The following is an 18,742-nucleotide window of genomic DNA, read 5'->3' on the forward strand; positions in this document are numbered from 1 at the left end:
CCGCTGCAGAGCCCGGCGTGGAGCCCGCTCGCTCCAGTAGTCAATGAAACATTGACGCAACCTCAGCGGTGCGGCCGGCGGTCGGGGAGAAGCCGGTGAGTCCTCAGCAGCCGTGGCCGCGGTCCGGAGAGTGCGATGACCGGCGACCGATCGTGAACGGGCCGCGGTGACCGGGGCGCCCGCTGGTGCCGGCCGCGCGGGACCGCCGATCGACGAGGCAGTACCGGGGCCGGCCCCATGCCGGACGAGCGCCGGGCGCGCCCGCTTCGGATGCGCTCGTCCACACCGCAGGTCCGGCCTCTCGGCAACGGGCCCCTCTATCTGTCAATGACAGATTGACACTCCTTGTCGTGAACCTGTCGTGGACAGATGAACCCGGACGGACCCACGCGCGCCCGCAGGGCCGTCCCGGCTCAGGGCGCCAGTGCCTGGGCGAGCAGCACCAGCGCGCTGGTGCAGGCGAGCCCGACGACGGCCGGCCGGGTCCAGCCCCGGTCCAGGAACCGTCGGGCGGGGGAGGAGAGCAGGAACCCGGCGAACATGAACGGGAGCAGCAGGGCGCCGGTGAGCAGACCGTCGAGACGGACCTGGCCGGCCGCGGCCAGGGAGAGCACCGACATCGCGGTGCCGGCCGTGAAGTAGGCGGCCATCGTGGACCGGATCCGCGCACCCCGCTCGCGCTGGTAGGCCAGGGCCACCGGCGGTCCGCCGATCGAGGACGCGGTGCCCGAGACGCCGCCGACCAGCCCGGCGACCATCAACGTGCGCGGCGTGGGATGCAATCGCCAGCGCAGGGCGGACAGGCCGGCGCACACCAGGACCGAGCCCGCGATCAGGATCGCGAACTTCCGCTGCGGCAGGGTGGCCACGGCCAGCACCCCGAGCGCCGTACCGGGCAGCCGGCCGACCAAGGCCCACCCGACGCCCCGCCAGTCCGTGTCCCCACGCTCCCGCGCCAGGCTGAGCAACGCGTGCGTTCCGGACAGCACCAGCAGTGGGACCGGGACGAGCCGCGGATCCAGAATCGCGAGCAGCGGCGCGGAGACCAGTGCGATGCCGAACCCCACCGTGCCCTGCACCAGGGCGCCGAGCGCGACGACGAGGCCGGCCAAGACGATCACCACGGACTCACGGTAGGTGGTCGGCAGGCCATGAGTGCAGCGGGCCGGGGCGATCCGGTCGACGATGCGGACAGGACCCGCGCCTGCCCCGGTCGGTTCCTCAAATGTCATTGAATGATTGACGCTTCTAATCGTCAACCAACCGTTGACAACGAATCCGCGACGCAGACTCCGAGACGCCGGCTCACGGACGGCCCGCGAAGGAACCGCAGAGGCAGGCCCCCGGTGCCGGCCCGGGGTCGATCAGACCGCGGACGTGCTGGCCCGGCGGCCGTTCAGCCTGTCCGCCGGGCCCGCAACACGGCGTCGTGGACGGTGGTCGTCCGGCCTTCGGGTCACGATGACCAGCTCCGAGAGCACGGTCCCGGCGACAGGAGCGGGTCGACAAGGTCTCGCGCCGGCGGCGTCACATGACGGGCCGCCCGTGCCGCTCCCACGCGTACGGGTCGGTGGCCCCGCCGATGCAGTCGTCGCGGGCGAGGTCCCAGCCGGTTCGGCGCGTGCCGGCCCGGTAGGCGCTCTCGTAGAAGTCGAGCACAGCGGTCCGGGGCTCGGGCAGCGTCCGGGCGTCGTCGTAGCGGAGCACGGCGATGTGGCTGCCGTTGCGCTCGGCCCATCGCGCGCCGGCGGGTTGCAGCGGTTCGTCGGCGAGGCCGTCGGGTTCGGGGGAGGTGTAGGAGTAGAACGCCGGCTCCGGGAAGGAGTCGTCGCCGAACCAGAACCCGAAGCTGATCACCTCACGCGAATAGGCCTCCCGGGTGACCGGGTCGGTGGTCGGCGGGTGCTCGACGCGCCCGGCGCCGAACCGCGTGACGGCGATGTCGAAGGTGTGCCAGAAGTGGTGGACCGGGCTCGTCTTGCCCGACCAGCGTCCGGCGAACTCCTCCAGGAGCAGGTTCACCCGGCTCAGCACCCGCCAATACCGGGTGACCGCGGCCGGGTCGTAACCGGCGTGCTCGGTGTCCTCGGCGAAGGGCCGGGCGGCGTCGGGCAGGTCGAACGGCCGCGGGTGTGCGATCGCCACGTCCACGTCGACGGCCTCGAGCCCGCGGGCCAGCTCGGCGGTGAAGCCGGCCACCGACTGCCCGACCAGTGGAAAGGCGTGGCGTAGCCCGCTGACCGTGGTGATGTCGAGCCGATGGTCGAGGAAGTCGAAGTCGATCGTGAAGATCGGGTCGTCGCCCATCGGGCGGGTGGTGATCCCTCGCCCGGTCAGATGGAAGGGCACGTTCCACCAGTGGTTGCGCCGGTGGCTGGCGGCCAGCCGGATCTTGCCGACCACCTGCGCGAACCGGTGCAGGGTGGCCAGGCTGTCGCGCCAGGACGGGTAGGGGATCTCGGGGAACGCCGCAGTCGTCGCCCGGGACGCCCGGATCGGCGGTTCAACTGCCATGGCACGCCCCCTCCGGCGGCGAAGGCCGGGATCTCCGGCAGCTCCGCGGGCACCGCCCGGGGAGCTGCGCCACAATCGTACGGCCGTACGCAGCGGTCGCCCCTCACCGACGATGGCCTGCCCGGCGGCGGCTGACCAGGCGGCCGGCCCCCGTCACCGGGGCTCGGAAACGGGCCCCGGACGTCGGGCCGGGTCCCGCGGGTCACCCCGCGAGGAAGCCGAGCAGCTCGCGGTTGACCTCCTCGGCATGGGTCCAGCCGATGTTGTGCGGGCCCGCGGGGATCTCCACGAGCCGGGAGTCCTTGATCAGCGCGGGCAGCCGCCGGCCGGTGGAGTCGATGGGCAGGATGCGGTCCTCGGTGCCCTGGACCACCAGCACGGGGACGTCGATCTTCGGCAGGTCGCCGCGGAAGTCGGTCAGCCAGGTCGGGACGCACGCCCATGTGGCGTAGGCCGACGCGCCGGCACCGACGTTCCAGCTCAGCTGCCAGGCCTGGTCGCTGATCCGGGTGCCGCGGAACTTGTCGACGTTGTAGAAGTTGTCCAGGAAGTCCTTCAGGTATGCCGGCCGGTCGGCGATGACCGCCGCCATGATCTGGTCGAAGACGCTCTTGTCGACGCCCTCGGGGTTGTCGTCGGTCTTGAGCAGATACGGCGGGATGGGCCCGAGCAGCACCGCCGAGCGGACCCGGTCGGAGCCGCGGGTGCCCAGATAGTGGGTCACCTCGCCGGTACCCATCGAGAACCCGACCAGCGTCGTGTCGCGCAGGTCGAGGGTCTGCATCAGGGCGGTCAGGTCCGCGGTGAAGGTGTCGTAGTCGTAGCCGACGGTGGGCTGGCTGGAATCGCCGAAACCGCGGCGATCGTAGGTGATCACCCGGTGGCCGGCGTCGAGCAGGACCTTGAGCTGCTTCTCCCAAGAGTGCCCGCTGAGCGGATAGCCGTGGATGAGCACCACGGGCCGACCGCTGCCGTGGTCCTCGTAGTAGATGTCGATGTTGCCGGAGTTCTCCCGGCCGACGGTGATGAAGGGCATGGGCTTCCCCATCGAGCACGTGCGGTGATCCGGCCGCCGGTTGACAACCGGAGACGGTGTCTTCGCGTGCGGGCATCCGCGTCGTGCGCGGCCCCGGTCTGCCGCCCGGCCATCGTCGACCACCCTCGACGGCGGTGTCTACGGACCGATGGCGGCAACCGACTCCGCTGTTCGCGCGCCGCGACGGCCCCCGGCCTGCACCGATCCGCGGCCCGGCCAGCGCTGGTCGAGCGGCCCCGTCAGCCGCCCCTGTCCGGGCTGATCATGTTGGCGATGAACCGCGGGACGTTGTGACCGGCTCGTCCTCCGCAGACGGCGCGGTGGTCCATCCCGTGCTGCTGATCGTGTCCGCCTCGACGGTGATCAGCAGGCGGGTCTGGTCACGGCCTCCGTACCAGGGATACGGGCCACCCAGATACCGCTGAGCCAGTTTCTCGATGTGGTCGACCGCGCCGTCGGTCGTCACGTCCAGGACGTGGCCACGAACTGCGAAGTACCGGGCGGGGTCGGTCGGGTCGGAGACGGTCAGGGCCACCCGCGGGTCGCGTTCGATGTTTCTGATCTTCTGGTAGCCGGCGACGCTGTTGATCAGGATGTGCTCACCGTCGGTGTCGACCCAGGTCTGCGTCAGTTGCGGGGAGCCGTCGGGCATCGACGTCGCCAGGTAGCAGGGACTGGACCGGCGGAGCAGTTCGAGCAACCCGGGAGGCAGGTCCATGTTCGAGGTTCTCCTGTCGGCTCGTGCACGCGACGCCCATCGTGCCGGTGGGGCCGGGGACTGCCGTCGCCGGGACCGGCGTCCGTACCTGGTGGCGGCCGCGAGCGTGTTCGTACTGCTCGGCATCGTCGCGACCCGGAGCACCGCCGGCGGCGACGCCGGGAGTCGCACGACGCCGCCGCAACGACCGCGGGTCACGTCACAGCGTCGGGCGGCAGGTGGCCCGCACGGCCCTCCGCCGGTTCGCCGCATACCGGACGGCCGCGACCCCGAGACCGGCGGCCAGGCCGATCGGCAACGGCGACCACCAGGCGCCGACGCTGCCGCCGACGGCCGCGTACACGAAGGCCACACCCACCGCGAGCAGCGCCCGGAAGCCCAGCGAATCGGTCCGCGTTCCGGCCGTCCCCGCGCCGCGGCGCACCGTCACAGCGGCCACCGCGAGGCCGAGGAGCAACCCGAGCACGTGCCCCACGGCCGTGAAGCTGGGCGCCGCGATCAGGGCGGTCACGGCGACGGCCGAGCACCCGGCCGCCCAGGGGAACCGGTACCGGGCCGGCAGCACGGCGGTCAGGGAGCCGAGTACGGCGGCCGCGCCGTAGCTGACCCCGACGTCGTCGGCGCCGCTCAGGCTCGCCGGCAACCACGACCCCTCGATCCCGATCACCAGCCCCACCGCCACCAGCGCAGTCGCCCCGACATGGCCCAGCGCGAACGTCGTGACGAGCCGGCGGCTCCCGAGGGCGAACTCGGCCGCGGCGAGCAGCGCGCCGACCCCCGCCCACCACAGCCAGCTCGGCGGCTCGTCGGTGACGAACGCGCTGGTCACCAGCGTGACGAGATCACCCCTGCTGAGGTTGTCCAGGTTGGTGCTCGCGGCCAGGATCACGTGCGCCTGGGCGCCGGGCCGCAACGACGCCAGCAGCGTCGCGACGACCGCCGAGGTCAGGAGGTAGGACACCGTCACCGGCAACCGGGTCACGCCGACGGCCAGCGCAGCGATCGGCGCGAGACGCCGACGGCCGTCGGGACCGACCACACGTGGCGGGACGGCGGTCATCGTCATCTCGGCGGTTCCTCTCCCGAGCGGGTCACCTGCTGCGCACCTCCGAGTACAGCCCATCCTGCTATGCGCATGCTGTGCGCAATCGGGCGAACCCACAGCGAATTCCCAGCTCGGGGTCTGAGACGGCCCGGAAAACGCCGACGGCGGGCACCCGAGGGGTGCCCGCCGTCGTGCGGTGGCGCTCAGCTGCGCGCGAGCATCCCGCGCAGCACGTACTGCATGATCCCGCCGTTGCGGTAGTAGTCCGCCTCACCGGGGGTGTCGATCCGGACGACGGCGTCGAACTCGACGGTCTGGCCGCCGTCCTTCGTCGCGGTCACCCTGACCGTGCGCGGGGTCGAGCCGTCGTTGAGCACGGTGACCCCGGAGACGTCGAAGGTCTCCGTGCCGTCCAGGCCCAGCGACGCGGCCGACTCGCCGGCCGGGAACTGCAGCGGCAGCACGCCCATGCCGATCAGGTTCGACCGGTGGATGCGCTCGTAGGACTCCACGATCACGGCCTTGACGCCGAGCAGCGCGGTGCCCTTGGCCGCCCAGTCGCGCGACGAACCCGAGCCGTACTCCTTGCCGCCCAGCACCACCAGCGGTGTGCCCTGCGCGGCGTAGTTCTGCGCGGCGTCGTAGATGAACGCCTGCGGGCCGCCCTCCTGGGTGAAGTCGCGGGTGTAGCCGCCACTGACCCCGTCCAGCAGCTGGTTGCGCAGCCGGATGTTGGCGAACGTGCCGCGGATCATCACCTCGTGGTTGCCGCGCCGGGAGCCGTAGGAGTTGAAGTCCTTGCGGTCCACGCCGTGCTCGGTCAGGTACTGCCCGGCCGGGGTGTCCGCCTTGATCGAACCGGCGGGGGAGATGTGGTCGGTGGTCACCGAGTCACCCAGCAGCGCGAGCACGCGGGCACCGCTGATGTCCTGCACCGGCTCCGGCTTCGGCTGCATGCCCTCGAAGTACGGGGGCTTGCGGACGTAGGTCGACTCCGGGTCCCACTCGAAGGTGTTGCCCTCCGGGGTGGGCAGCGACTGCCAGCGCTCGTCGCCCGCGAAGACGTCGGCGTAGTCCTTGGTGAACATCTCCTGGCTGATCGCGTTGTCGATCGTGGTCTGGACGTCCTGCGCCGAGGGCCAGATGTCGCGCAGGAACACGTCGTTGCCCTCGGTGTCCTTCCCGAGCGGCTGGGTCTCGAAGTCGAAGTCCATCGTCCCGGCCAGCGCGTAGGCGATGACCAGCGGCGGCGAGGCCAGGTAGTTCATCTTGACGTCGGGGTTGATCCGGCCCTCGAAGTTCCGGTTGCCCGACAGCACCGAGACGACCGCCAGGTCGGCCTCGTTCACCGCCGCGGAGATCTCCTCGGCCAGCGGGCCGGAGTTGCCGATGCAGGTGGTGCAGCCGTAGCCGACCAGGTGGTAGCCCAGCTTCTCCAGGTAGGGCCAGAGGCCGGCCTTCTCGTAGTAGTCGGTGACGACCTGCGATCCCGGCGCCATCGACGTCTTCACCCACGGCTTGACGGCGAGGCCGCGGTCCACGGCGTTGCGGGCCAGTAGCGCCGCGCCGAGCATCACCGACGGGTTGGAGGTGTTGGTGCACGAGGTGATCGAGGCGATCACGACGGCGCCGTGGTCGAGCTCGAAGGAGGTGCCGCTCTCCAGCGTCACCCGGGTGGGCTTGCTGGTGCGCCCGTCGGCGCCGGCCGCGGCCGAGATCGGGGCGTGCGGCGTACCGTCGCCGTTGCCGTTGTCGACCGCGGGCGGGTCGCTGGCCGGGAACGACTGGTCGGAGGCCTCGTCGACGCTGGAGCGCTTGCCGTCGTCGTCGGCGTAGTCGCCGAGCGCGGAGCGGAAGGCCTCCTTCGCCTGGACCAGCTCGATGCGGTCCTGTGGGCGCTTGGGCCCGGCGATGGACGGCACGACGGTCGACAGGTCCAGCTCGAGGGTCTCGGAGTAGACGGCCTCGCGGGACGGGTCGTGCCACAGACCCTGCTCCTTGGCGTAGGCCTCGACCAGCGCGATCTGCTCGTCGGAGCGGCCGGTGAGCGTGAGGTAGCGCACCGTCTCGTCGTCGATCGGGAAGATCGCCGCGGTGGAGCCGAACTCGGGGCTCATGTTGCCGATGGTGGCGCGGTTGGCCAGCGGCACGGCGCCGACGCCCTCGCCGTAGAACTCCACGAACTTGCCGACGACGCCCTGCCGGCGCAGCATCTCGGTGATCGTCAGCACCACGTCGGTGGCGGTGGCGCCGGCCGGGATCTCCCCGGTCAGCTTGAATCCGACGACCTTCGGGATGAGCATCGAGACGGGCTGGCCGAGCATGGCCGCCTCGGCCTCGATGCCGCCGACGCCCCAGCCCAGCACGCCCAGGCCGTTGACCATGGTGGTGTGGCTGTCGGTGCCGACCAGGGTGTCGGGGTAGGCCTGCCCGTTGCGGGCCATCACCACGCGGGCCAGGTGCTCGATGTTGACCTGGTGCACGATGCCGGTGCCGGGCGGGACGACCTTGAACTCGTCGAAGGCGCCCTGGCCCCAGCGCAGGAACTGGTAGCGCTCCTTGTTGCGCTGGTACTCGAAGTCGACGTTGCGCTCGAAGGCGTCCGGCCGACCGAAGATGTCGATGACCACCGAGTGGTCGATGACCAGCTCGGCCGGGGCGAGCGGGTTGACCTTCGCCGGGTCGCCGCCGAGCTCGGTGACGGCCTCGCGCATGGTGGCGAGGTCGACGACGCAGGGGACACCGGTGAAGTCCTGCATGATCACCCGGGCCGGGGTGAACTGGATCTCGGTGTCCGGCTCGGCCGTGGGGTCCCAGGACGCGAGCGCCCGGATGTGGTCGGCGGTGACGTTGGCGCCGTCCTCGGTGCGCAGGAGGTTCTCCAGCAGCACCTTCAGGCTGAACGGCAGCTTCTCGGCACCCTCCACGGCGGAGAGCCGGAAGATCTCGTACGAAGCGCCGCCCGCCTCGATTGTTCCTTTGGCTCCGAAGCTGTCGCTGGTGGCCACGATGGCTCTCCTCCTGGCGTGGTGGGCGCGTCTGTTCGGTTGCGGGGCAGTCTCGCGCACAGCACCCGGCGCGTCAGCGAGACCCCACTCGGGCCAAACAGTACGCCCGTCCTATTAGCGCGTCGACCGCAGGGGCCCTCACGGGCGAGGCGGGGCGGAGGGGGTGCCACCGGCTGCCCGGACCGGCTCGGGCGGGCGATTGGTGACCGTCGGGGATGCATCGGGTGAAATCTCCTACGGCTGATCGGAGTAGTCGCTCCCTCATGACTCCGCACCGTGTTGGCATTACGCCATGTGGTGGAAGTTGCTCTGCGTTGCGCGTGTGGCTACCCGCTGTGTCGTCCCCCGACTGGCACAGTCGGCGCGGTTCGCGTGATCACCGGCGGGCCTGGCCCGGTCGGCGGCGGGATGGAGGGATACGTGCGGTCCGGACGCGCGGTTGTCGTACTGCTCGTGCTGGTCGCACTGCTCGGCGGCACCTCGACGGCGATGGCCCAGCCGCCGTCGCCGGCGCCCCCGCCGAACCCGAGCGACGGTGAGCTGCAGCGCAGCCGCGACGCCGTGTCCCAGCAGGCCGTGGCGGTCGGGCGGCTGACCACTCAGCTGGCCGACCTGGACAGCCGGGCCGAGGAGCTGAACATGCAGCTCGCCGGGCGCCGGGAGATCGCCAACCGGGCGCTGGTGGATATGCAGAACGCCCAGGACGCGGCAGTCGCCGCGACCCGCAAGGCGGAGGCCGCCCGCGTCGAGACCAATGCGGCGAGCGCGGCCATCGACGCGGCCCACCGGCAGTTCGACGACTTCATCGCCGTCCAGTACCAGCAGGCTCTCGGCGACGGGCCACTCGGCCTGCTGAACGCCGCCACCAGCCCGGACGATCTGCTGGACCGGGCCCAGCTGACCAACGTCATCGCCCAGCAGCAGAAGCAGGCCCTGGACGGCCTGGAACGCGCGCGGGTCGACAAGGCCAACGCCGACTCGCGCGCGCGGGCCGCGCAGGAGGAGGCCCGGGCCCGTGCGGACCAGGCGCAGCGGGCCAAGACGGCCGCCGACGACGCGATGGCCCAGGCCGAGTCGGCGGCTCAGGCGCAGGCCGCCCAGCTCGCGGCCGTGCAGGCGCAGCGGGCCGGTGTGCAGAACCAGCTGGACGCGGCGCAGGCCGCGGACGCCGGGCTGCGCGGACAGCGCGCGCGGTTCCAGGAGTGGCAGCGCGAACAGCAGGCGGCGGAGGCGGCGCGGGAGCGGGCCGAGCAGCAGGCCGCGGCGAGCCGGGTCGCGTCGGCGGCCGGGTCACCGCGCGCCGCCGCCGGTTCCAGCAGCGTGCAGCGGGTCATCGACCGGGCCATGTCGCAGCTCGGGGTGCAGTACGCGTGGGGCGGCGGCACCGGGTCCGGCCCGTCGCTGGGCATCCGCGACGGCGGGGTCGCCGACGAGTTCGGTGACTACCGCAAGATCGGCTTCGACTGCTCGGGGCTGATGATCTACGCCTTCGCCGGAGCCGGGATCTCCCTGCCGCACTACAGCGGCTACCAGTACACCTCCGGCCAGCAGGTGCCGGTCGCGCAACGGCGGCCGGGAGACATGCTGTTCTACAGCGACGGCGGGACCATCGTGCACGTGACCCTCTACATCGGGAACGGTCAGATGATCGAGGCCCCGTACTCGGGCAGCCATGTGCGGGTCACCGCCGTGCGCACCAACGGCCTGATGCCGTACGCCACGCGCATGCTGTGAGCCACGTCCGCCGGTGCAACAGGCCCGGACGTGGTCGAGTGCGGGCATTCCGGTTTCACCGCCGTCATACGGTGATCGCGGTGTGATGGAGAGGTGAGCGTGCCGCAGTCTGCGTCCGACCAGCCCGATGGTGTCCCGAGCCCGGCGCGGGAGGGTGAGAAGCTCGAGCGGGTCGTGTTCGAGATCAAGCGGGTGATCGTCGGACAGGACCGGCTGGTCGAGCGGATGCTCGTGGGGCTGCTGGCCAAGGGGCACCTGCTGCTGGAGGGCGTGCCCGGAGTCGCGAAGACCCTGGCCGTGGAGACGGTGGCGACGGTGGTCGGCGGCACGTTCGCGCGCCTGCAGTTCACCCCGGACCTGGTGCCCGCCGACATCCTCGGCACCCGGATCTACCGTCAGGGCCGCGAGGAGTTCGACGTCGAACTCGGCCCGGTGGTGGCGAACTTCGTGCTCGCGGACGAGATCAACCGGGCGCCGGCCAAGGTGCAGTCGGCGATGCTCGAGGTGATGGCCGAGCGGCACCTGTCGATCGGCGGCCGGACCTTCCCGATGCCCGACCCGTTCCTGGTGCTGGCCACCCAGAACCCGATCGAGAACGAGGGCGTCTACCCGCTGCCCGAGGCGCAGCGCGACCGCTTCCTCTTCAAGATCATCATCGAGTACCCGGGCGTCGAGGAGGAGCGCGAGATCGTCTACCGGATGGGTGCCGAGCCGCCGGTGGCCCAGCAGATCATCGACCCGGCCGAGCTGTCCCGGCTGCAGCAGGTCGCGTCGCGGGTGTTCGTGCACCACGCGCTCGTCGACTACGTGGTGCGGCTCGTCGTCGCCACCCGCACCCCGGCCGACCACGGCCTCGGCGACATCGCCGGCTGGGTGTCCTACGGCGCCTCGCCCCGCGCCACCCTGGGGATCGTGGCGGGCGCGCGGGCGCTGGCGCTGATCCGCGGCCGCGACTACGTGCTCCCGCAGGACGTCCTCGACGTCGCGCCCGACGTGCTGCGGCACCGGCTCGTGCTGTCCTACGACGCCGTGGCCGACGCCGTGCCGATGGACCACATCATCTCCCGGGTGCTGCAGACCGTCCCGTTGCCGCAGGTCAGTGCGCGGCCGCAGTACAGCCAGGCGGGCACGCCGACGTGAGTGCCGGGCCGCCCCGCGCCACGCCGCGGCGGGCCGCCGCCGCGCCGCCGTCGCTGCGCGACGGCCACATCGACGCTGCGCTGCGCACCCTGGAACTGACCGTGCGCGGCCGGCTGGACGGACTGCTGCAGGGCAACCACCTCGGGCTGGTCCCGGGGCCGGGCAGCGAGCCGGGGGAGTCCCGGCCCTATCAGCCCGGCGACGACGTGCGCCGGATGGACTGGGCGGTCACCGCGCGCACCACCGAGCCGCACGTCCGCGAGACCATCGCCGACCGCGAGTTGGAGACCTGGGTCGTCATCGACCTGTCACCCAGCCTGGACTTCGGCACCGCGGCCTGCGAGAAGCGCGACCTCGCCGTCGCCGCGCTCGCCGCCGTCACCCACCTCACCCGGGGCGGCGGCAACCGCATCGGGGCATTGGTGGCGACCGGGGCGCAGACCGTCCGGATCCCGGCCCGCAGCGGCCTCGGGCACGCCCGCGCGCTGCTGCGCCGGGTCGCGGAGACCCCGCGCGCGCCGGAGGGCACCCGCGGCGACCTGACCGCGGCCGTCGAACAACTGCGCCGGCCGCCGCGCCGGCGCGGGCTGGCCGTGGTGATCTCCGACTTCCTCGGCGAGCCCGACTGGGAGCGCTCGCTGCGGGCGCTGTCGACCCGGCACGACCTGCTGGGCGTCGAGGTGCTCGACCCGCGCGAGCTGGAGCTGCCCGACATCGGCACCGTCGTGCTGGCCGACCCGGAGACCGGGCGGCAACGCGAGGTCGTCACCACCCCGCTGCTGTGCCGCGAGTTCGCCGCCGCGGCCGCCGAGCACCGCGAGCGGGTGGCCGCGACGTTGCGCCGCTGCGGGGCCGCACACCTGACGCTGCGTACCGACTCCGACTGGATCGCCGACGTCGTGCGGTTCGCGCTGACCCGCAAGCGGGCCTGGTCCGGGGGCGGCCGGTGACCTTCTCCCACCCCTGGTGGCTGCTCGGGTTGCTGCTCGTGATCGCGCTGGTCGCCGGGTACCTGCTGCTGCTGCGCCGGCGCCGCCGCGACACCGTGCTGTTCACCAACCTGGCGTTGCTCGACACGGTCGCCCCGCGGCGTCCGGGCTGGCCGCGGCACCTGCCGGCCGCCGCGCTGATCGCGGCCGTGGCCGTGCTGACCGTCGCGCTGGCGGGCCCCGAGGCCGAGGCGAGGGTTCCCCGCAACCGGGCCACCGTCATGCTGGTCATCGACGTGTCGCTGTCGATGAAGGCCACCGACGTCGCACCGACCCGGCTGGCCGCGGCACAGGCCGCGGCCAAGGCGTTCGCCGACCAGCTCACCCCCGGGATCAACCTGGGCCTGGTGTCCTTCGCCGGCACCGCCGCGGTACTGGTCTCGCCGACCACCGACCGGGAGGCCGTCAAGCGCGCGGTCGACGGGCTGCGGCTCGCGGAGTCCACGGCCACCGGCGAGGCCATCTACGCGGCGATGCAGTCGATCGACAACTTCTCCCGGGCCGTCGCCGCCGCGGACGCGGCGGGGCCGCCGCCGGCCCGGATCGTGTTGATGAGCGACGGCAAGCAGACCGTTCCCGGTCCGGACGGGGAGAACGAGCCGCGCGGCTCGTTCACCGCGGCCCGCAAGGCCGCCGAGGCGAAGATCCCGGTCTCGACCATCTCCTTCGGCACCGATTACGGCACGATCGAGATCGAGGGCGGCCGGACCCGCGTCGCGGTGGACGACGCGTCGATGCGCGAGATCGCCGCCCTGTCCGGCGGCCAGTTCTTCACCGCCGCCAGTGAGCAGGAACTCCGCCAGGTCTATGCCCAGCTCGGCGAGCAGATCGGCTACGAGGTACGCCGCGTCGACACCAGCCGCCCATGGCTGATCGCCGGCACCGTCCTGCTGGTCCTCGGCACCGCCACCGGCCTTCTCCTCGGCCGCCGCTTCCCCTGACCGCGAGTCGGCACTTTCGGGATGGCGAGTCGGCACTTTCCGGTGAGTGGGCCCGGTGAAGGTGTGACCGTGGCCGACCCGGGCCGCGCGACGTGTCCGGTGCAATCCGGTGCAATAGGGTGGCCGCCGTGGGACGCAGCGTGCTGGTGACCGGAGGAAACCGCGGAATCGGGTTGGCGATCGCGCAGGCGTTCGCGGCCCGGGGCGACCAGGTGGCGGTGACGCACCGCAGCAGCGCCGACGGCCTGCCCGGGGACCTGCTGCCGGTGCAGTGCGACGTCACCGACGCCGACGCCGTCGACGCCGCCTTCACCACCGTCGAGGAGAAGCACGGCCCGGTGCAGGTGCTGGTCTCCAACGCGGGGATCACCGACGACACCCTGCTCATGCGGATGAGCGAGGACCAGTTCACCCGGGTCGTCGACGCCAACCTCACCGCCGCCTACCGGGTCGCCAAGCGCGCCTCGCGCGGCATGCTGCGCGCGAAGAGCGGTCGGATGATCTTCGTCTCCTCGGTCGTCGGGCTGACCGGCTCCGCGGGCCAGGTCAACTACGCGGCCTCCAAGGCGGGCCTGGTCGGGCTGGCCCGCTCCATCGCCCGCGAGCTCGGCTCCCGCGGCATCACCGCCAACGTCGTCGCCCCCGGCTTCGTCGACACCGACATGACCCGGGCGCTGCCCGACGCCCGGCGCGCCGAGATCCTCGGCCAGATCCCGCTGGGCCGCTACGCCTCACCCGAGGAGGTCGCGGCCGCGGTCACGTGGCTCGGCTCCGACGCGGCCGGGTACGTCACGGGCGCCGTGATCCCGGTCGACGGCGGCCTCGGCATGGGTCACTGATTCTCTCTCCACAACCAGAAAGGGCCCACATGGGACTGCTCGACGGCAAGCGGCTGCTGATCACCGGGGTGATCACCGACGCCTCGCTGGCGTTCCACGTCGCGAAGGTGGCGCAGGAGGAGGGCGCGGAGGTCGTGCTCACCGGGTTCGGCCGGATGCGTCTGGTGGAACGGATCGCCCAGCGGCTGCCCAAGCCCGCCCCGGTCGTCGAGCTCGACGTGTCGAACTCCGAGCAGCTCGACAGCCTGGCCGAGCGGGTCTCCGAGCACCTCGGCGCGCAGCCGCGCCTCGACGGCGTGCTGCACTCGATCGGCTTCGCCCCGGCGAGCTGCCTCGGTGAGGACGCGTTCATGAACGCGCCGTGGGAGGACGTCGCCACAACGATCCAGGTCAGTGCCTACTCGTTCAAGTCGCTGTCGACGGCGCTGCTGCCGCTGCTCGGCCCAGGTGCCTCGATCGTCGGGATGGACTTCGACAACCGGCAGGCCTGGCCGGCCTACGACTGGATGGGCGTGGCGAAGTCCACGCTGGAGTCCGTCACCCGTTACCTGGCCCGGGATCTGGGTCCGAAGGGCATCCGGGTCAACCTGGTCGCCGCCGGTCCGGTGAAGACGATGGCCGCCAAGTCGATCCCCGGATTCTCCGCGTTCGAGGACTCCTGGGACGGCCGCGCGCCGCTGGGCTGGGACGTGAACGACCCGCTGCCGGTGGCCAAGACCGTCTGCGCGCTGCTCTCCGACTGGATGCCGGCCACCACCGGCTCGATGGTGTGGGCCGACGGCGGGTTCCACGCCATCGGTGTCTAATCGTCGGTGTGAGTGAGTTCGACGCGCTACTGGTGCTGTCCTTCGGCGGCCCCGAGGGACCCGACGAGGTCCGCCCCTTCCTGGAGAACGTGGTCCGCGGGCGCGGCGTCCCGCCCGAGCGGCTGGACGCCGTCGAGGAGCACTACCGGCATTTCGGCGGCGTCTCGCCGATCAACGCGCGGAACCGGGAGCTGATCGCGGCGATCCGGGAGCGCACCGACCTGCCGGTCTACTTCGGCAACCGCAACTGGCACCCGATGGTCGAGGACACGGTCGCGGAGATGACCCGCGACGGGGTGCGCCGGGCGCTGGTGTTCGCCACCAGCGCCTACGGCGGCTACTCGGCCTGCCGGCAGTACCACGAGGACATCGCGCGGGCCCGCAAGGCCGTCGGCGACGACGCGCCGGAGCTGGTGAAGCTGCGGCACTTCTTCGACCACCCCCGGTTCGTGGCCGCAGGCGCCGACGCGGTGCGGGCCGCGCGAGCCACCCTGCCCGCCGGTGTCCGGGACTCCGCGCGGATCGTGTTCACCGCGCACTCCATCCCGACGGCGGCCGACGCCGCCGCCGGCCCGCCCGAGGAGGGCGGGTACCGGTACTCCCGGCAGGTCGCCGAGGCGGCCCGGCTGGTGGCGGCCGAGCTGGGGGTGACCGAGCACGACGTCGTGTGGCAGTCCCGGTCCGGCCCGCCCCAGGTGCCGTGGCTGGAGCCCGACGTCATCGACCACATCGAGGCGCTGCACTCCGCCGGAGTGCCCGCGGTGGTGGTGGCGCCGGTCGGTTTCGTGTCCGACCACGTCGAGGTGGTGTGGGACCTGGACAACGAGGCCGCCGAACGGGCCGCCGAGCTCGGCATGGGCTTCGCCCGGGCGGCGACGGCCGGGCCGGATCCGGGGTTCGCCGACATGGTCGTCGAGCTGATCGCCGAGCACACCGCCGGCGCCGCGGAGCGCGGGATCGGCGACGTGCCGCGGGCCGGGTGCGCCGCGAACGGGCAGCTGTGCGCGGTGAACTGCTGCGTCCCCGCGCGCCGCCCGGCACGTCCGGAGTGACGTTACCTCCCGTTCATCCCGGAAACTTGCCCCTCGACCGTTTCTACGGTCGACTACGGCCTCATGGCTCCCCCCAGCGCAGGTCTCACGGCGGCCGCCGCCCCGCCGCTCGCCGCCGAGGGCGGCACGCTCTCCGGGATCGAGGACGCGATCAACGCGGTCTTCACCCCGATCTCGGAGTTCGTGGCGGGCTTCGTGTTCGCGAAGGTCACGGTGTTCGGGGCGACGTTCCCGTGGATCGTGGCCTGGCTCGTCGTCGCGGCGGCGGTGTTCTCGGTCTACTTCGGATTCATCCAGTTCCGCGGTTTCCGGCTGGCCACGAAGATCGCGCGCGGGCACTACACGCGTGCCGACGAGCCGGGTGAGATCAGCCATTTCCAGGCGCTGAGCTCGGCGCTGTCGGGCACCGTCGGCCTGGGCAACATCGCCGGTGTCGGTGTGGCGGTGACGATCGGCGGGGCCGGGGCGACGTTCTGGATGATCATCGCCGGGCTGCTCGGGATGTGCACCAAGTTCGTCGAGTGCACCCTGGGGGTGAAGTACCGCGAGGTGCACGCCGACGGCACCGTGTCCGGCGGGCCGATGCACTACCTGCGCAAGGGCGTCGCGGAGCGGCTGCCCGGCACCGCGGGCCGAGTCCTCGGCCGCGTCCTCGCCGCCCTGGCCGCGGCGATGATCCTGTTCTTCGGTATCGCCGGCGGCAACATGTTCCAGGCCAACCAGACCTTCGCCCAGCTGCAGGCCGTCACCGGCGGGGACGCGGGCCTGCTCGGCGGTGACGGCGCGGCGCTGATCTTCGGGGTGCTGCTGGCCGCCCTGGTCGGGTCGGTGATCTTCGGCGGCATCACGACGATCGGCCGGGTCACCAGCCGACTGGTGCCGACGATGGCGATCATCTACATCGGCGCGTGCGTCGTGGTCCTCGGCGTCAATCTGCCGCAGGTGCCGGCCGCGTTCGGGGCGATCCTCTCCGGTGCGTTCAGCGCCGAGGGCGTGCTCGGTGGCGCGATCGGCGCGCTGATCGTGGGCTTCCAGCGGGCCGCGTTCTCCAACGAGGCCGGCCTCGGGTCGGCTCCGATCGCGCACTCGGCGGTGCGCACCAGGCACCCGATCACAGAGGGCTACGTCGCGTTGCTCGAACCGTTCATCGACACCGTCGTCATCTGCACGATGACCGCGCTGATGATCATCGTCGCCGGAACCCCGTTCTGGCGTGAGGCGCAGGCCGCGGCCTTCGCCAGCGGCGGCTCCGTCACCCCGGACGGCGTCCTGGTCACCTCGAACGCGTTCGAGACGGTGCTGCCCTGGTTCCCCTACGTGCTCGCGGTCGCGGTGGCGTTGTTCGCCGTCTCGACGATCATCACGTGGGGCTACTACGGCCAGAAGGCGTGGACCTACCTGTTCGGCAAGAGCGTGGCCAGCGAGCGGGCCTACCAGATCGTGTTCTCCGCGTTCGTGATCATCGGATCGGTGCTGACCCTGGGCAGCGTGCTGAACTTCGCCGACGCGGTGCTGTTCCTGCTGGCCCTGTTCAACATCATCGGCCTGTACCTGCTGGCCCCGATGGTGAAGCGCGAGCTGAACGGCTACCGGGAGAAGCTGCGCACCGGTGAGGTGCAGCGGGTCGACAGGGCGGCCTGAACCGCCACCGCCGCGGGTCAGGCCGTTGCGACGCGAGGCGAGAGCTTCGAGGGCCTGCAGCAGGTACTTGCGGAACCGGTGAACGAGGACCGTCAGCTTCGCGATCGACTACTACAAGGCGGGCGGCTACGACCGCCAGACGTGGAACCCCTCCCGGTGTGGTCGTGCTGCCGGAGAATGTCGCCACCGCCCGTACTGCTGCCGAGCAGGAGACCCACGCCCGTGTGGCCCACCTGCTGACCGGCGAGCGCGCCGGCGGTCTGGACGGGCTGCGGGTCTTCGATGCGAAGCTGCGCTCATCTCGGCTGCACTGGCTGGGGACCGGGCCGGTGCAGGCGTCGCCCAACAGGGTGGGCGGCGAGGTGGCGAAGCTGAAGTTCCTGCGCGGTCTGGACGTCGACACGCTCGATCTGTCCGCGCTGCCCGCCGAACGCCGCCGCCACCTTGCCCAGATCGAGCTCACGCTGCTGGCCCAGTCCGCGGTCGACGTCCTCGACTCGGTCGTGCAGCTCGTCGACCAGACCCTGTCGGGCTCGGAGTCGCGGGCCCGTATCACGCTGCGGCACGGACAACGCGCCGACGCTGTTCGTACCAACCCGCTGGCAGAGCTACTTGGATGAACCGGCGGCAACGGGGGCCGCGACCGCTTGTCGGCACTGCTGGGAGCTGTGCACACTGCTCGGGCTGCGGGACGGGCTGCGGTCGGGGCATGTGTACGTGCCTGGCTCGCGCCGCTACGACAATCCGGCCGCCTCCCTGTTCAAGCCCGCCCGGTGGGAGGAGCATCGGGCGGGGTTCTGCCGGCTGGTCGGCAAGAGCCCCGATGCCTCACAGGCGTTGCCGCTGGTGCTGGGCGATCTGGAGGGGACCCTCAAACGCGGTGACGGGCCCGTGCACCTGAACGACGAGGGGGGAGCTGGTGATCTCGCCGTTGACGGCGGAGGACATCCCGAGCGAGGCCGAGGAACTGCTCTGCGTCCTGCACCGCCACACCCACACCCGGTGAGCACCCCGCTTCCGACCCGAGGACGAGGAGCCTGACCATGCCCACGGATTTCGACGCGACCGTCATCGGATCCGGCCCGGGAGGCGAGGTCGCCGCCTCCCGGCTTCTGGCGCCGCCGGGCTGGCAGCCCCGTGGGTCCGGGCCCGCCCACCGAGGCCACCGGGCGTCATCCAGGCCCGGGTACCGTCGCCGGTCGCCGGCGGTCATTCCCCGGATCGGCCTCGGGACGCTGAGCCGCCTGGCAGCACCCAGCAGCGCGGCCGAACCCCGGTC

General features: G+C 71.9%; 15 protein-coding genes. 9 read left to right on the forward strand and 6 right to left on the reverse strand.

The window, feature by feature from the left end:
- Nucleotides 1-413: 413 nt before the first annotated feature.
- The 6 genes from HF526_RS23715 to HF526_RS23740 all read right to left on the reverse strand — a co-directional run bounded on the left by HF526_RS23715 (nucleotide 414) and on the right by HF526_RS23740 (nucleotide 8,321).
- The gene (locus HF526_RS23715) at nucleotides 414-1,124 is read right to left on the reverse strand and encodes a sulfite exporter TauE/SafE family protein (RefSeq protein ID WP_338051696.1); all 711 of its coding nucleotides are present in this window, start codon (nucleotides 1,122-1,124) and stop codon (nucleotides 414-416) included.
- Nucleotides 1,125-1,527: 403 nt separating this feature from the next.
- Nucleotides 1,528-2,514, reverse strand: a complete 987-nt coding sequence (locus tag HF526_RS23720) for a DUF5996 family protein (RefSeq protein ID WP_169383773.1) — start codon at nucleotides 2,512-2,514, stop codon at nucleotides 1,528-1,530.
- 202 nt (nucleotides 2,515-2,716) lie between these two features.
- Nucleotides 2,717-3,550, reverse strand: a complete 834-nt coding sequence (locus tag HF526_RS23725) for an alpha/beta fold hydrolase (protein ID WP_169383774.1) — start codon at nucleotides 3,548-3,550, stop codon at nucleotides 2,717-2,719.
- Nucleotides 3,551-3,812: 262 nt separating this feature from the next.
- Nucleotides 3,813-4,268, reverse strand: a complete 456-nt coding sequence (locus HF526_RS23730; protein WP_169383775.1) for a PPOX class F420-dependent oxidoreductase — start codon at nucleotides 4,266-4,268, stop codon at nucleotides 3,813-3,815.
- A 199-nt stretch (nucleotides 4,269-4,467) separates the two neighbouring features.
- The gene (locus tag HF526_RS23735) at nucleotides 4,468-5,334 is read right to left on the reverse strand and encodes a rhomboid-like protein (RefSeq protein ID WP_169383776.1); all 867 of its coding nucleotides are present in this window, start codon (nucleotides 5,332-5,334) and stop codon (nucleotides 4,468-4,470) included.
- Nucleotides 5,335-5,516: 182 nt separating this feature from the next.
- Nucleotides 5,517-8,321, reverse strand: a complete 2,805-nt coding sequence (locus HF526_RS23740) for an aconitate hydratase (protein ID WP_169383777.1) — start codon at nucleotides 8,319-8,321, stop codon at nucleotides 5,517-5,519.
- A gap of 420 nt (nucleotides 8,322-8,741) precedes the next feature.
- Between HF526_RS23740 and HF526_RS23745 the strand changes: the two genes are divergently transcribed.
- The 9 genes from HF526_RS23745 to HF526_RS23785 all read left to right on the forward strand — a co-directional run bounded on the left by HF526_RS23745 (nucleotide 8,742) and on the right by HF526_RS23785 (nucleotide 18,083).
- A complete protein-coding gene (locus tag HF526_RS23745) occupies nucleotides 8,742-10,055 on the forward strand; it encodes an NlpC/P60 family protein (RefSeq protein ID WP_338051697.1) in 1,314 nt (437 codons plus the stop codon).
- A gap of 99 nt (nucleotides 10,056-10,154) precedes the next feature.
- Nucleotides 10,155-11,195, forward strand: coding sequence for an AAA family ATPase (locus HF526_RS23750; RefSeq protein WP_169383797.1), 1,041 nt, complete (start codon nucleotides 10,155-10,157; stop codon nucleotides 11,193-11,195).
- Entirely contained in the window at nucleotides 11,192-12,145 is a 954-nt protein-coding gene (locus HF526_RS23755) for a DUF58 domain-containing protein (RefSeq protein ID WP_169383778.1), read from the forward strand. The genes HF526_RS23750 and HF526_RS23755 overlap by 4 nt, the downstream gene beginning before the upstream one ends.
- Nucleotides 12,142-13,125 (forward strand): VWA domain-containing protein, encoded by a 984-nt coding sequence (locus HF526_RS23760; protein WP_169383779.1) that lies wholly within the window; start codon nucleotides 12,142-12,144, stop codon nucleotides 13,123-13,125. Before HF526_RS23755 ends, HF526_RS23760 begins: the two co-directional genes overlap by 4 nt.
- A 128-nt stretch (nucleotides 13,126-13,253) precedes the next feature.
- Nucleotides 13,254-13,964, forward strand: a complete 711-nt coding sequence (fabG, locus tag HF526_RS23765) for a 3-oxoacyl-ACP reductase FabG (RefSeq protein WP_169383780.1) — start codon at nucleotides 13,254-13,256, stop codon at nucleotides 13,962-13,964.
- 29 nt (nucleotides 13,965-13,993) lie between these two features.
- The gene (gene fabI, locus HF526_RS23770) at nucleotides 13,994-14,770 is read left to right on the forward strand and encodes an enoyl-ACP reductase FabI (RefSeq protein ID WP_169383781.1); all 777 of its coding nucleotides are present in this window, start codon (nucleotides 13,994-13,996) and stop codon (nucleotides 14,768-14,770) included.
- 8 nt (nucleotides 14,771-14,778) lie between these two features.
- Nucleotides 14,779-15,822, forward strand: coding sequence for a ferrochelatase (locus HF526_RS23775; protein WP_169383782.1), 1,044 nt, complete (start codon nucleotides 14,779-14,781; stop codon nucleotides 15,820-15,822).
- 63 nt (nucleotides 15,823-15,885) lie between these two features.
- A complete protein-coding gene (locus HF526_RS23780; RefSeq protein ID WP_169383783.1) occupies nucleotides 15,886-17,463 on the forward strand; it encodes an alanine/glycine:cation symporter family protein in 1,578 nt (525 codons plus the stop codon).
- 164 nt (nucleotides 17,464-17,627) lie between these two features.
- Entirely contained in the window at nucleotides 17,628-18,083 is a 456-nt protein-coding gene (locus HF526_RS23785; RefSeq protein WP_169383784.1) for a hypothetical protein, read from the forward strand.
- The last annotated feature ends 659 nt before the right edge of the window (nucleotides 18,084-18,742 follow it).

The sequence above is a fragment of the Pseudonocardia acidicola genome (genome assembly GCF_012911935.1).
Classification (GTDB): Bacteria; Actinomycetota; Actinomycetes; order Mycobacteriales; family Pseudonocardiaceae; genus Pseudonocardia; species Pseudonocardia acidicola.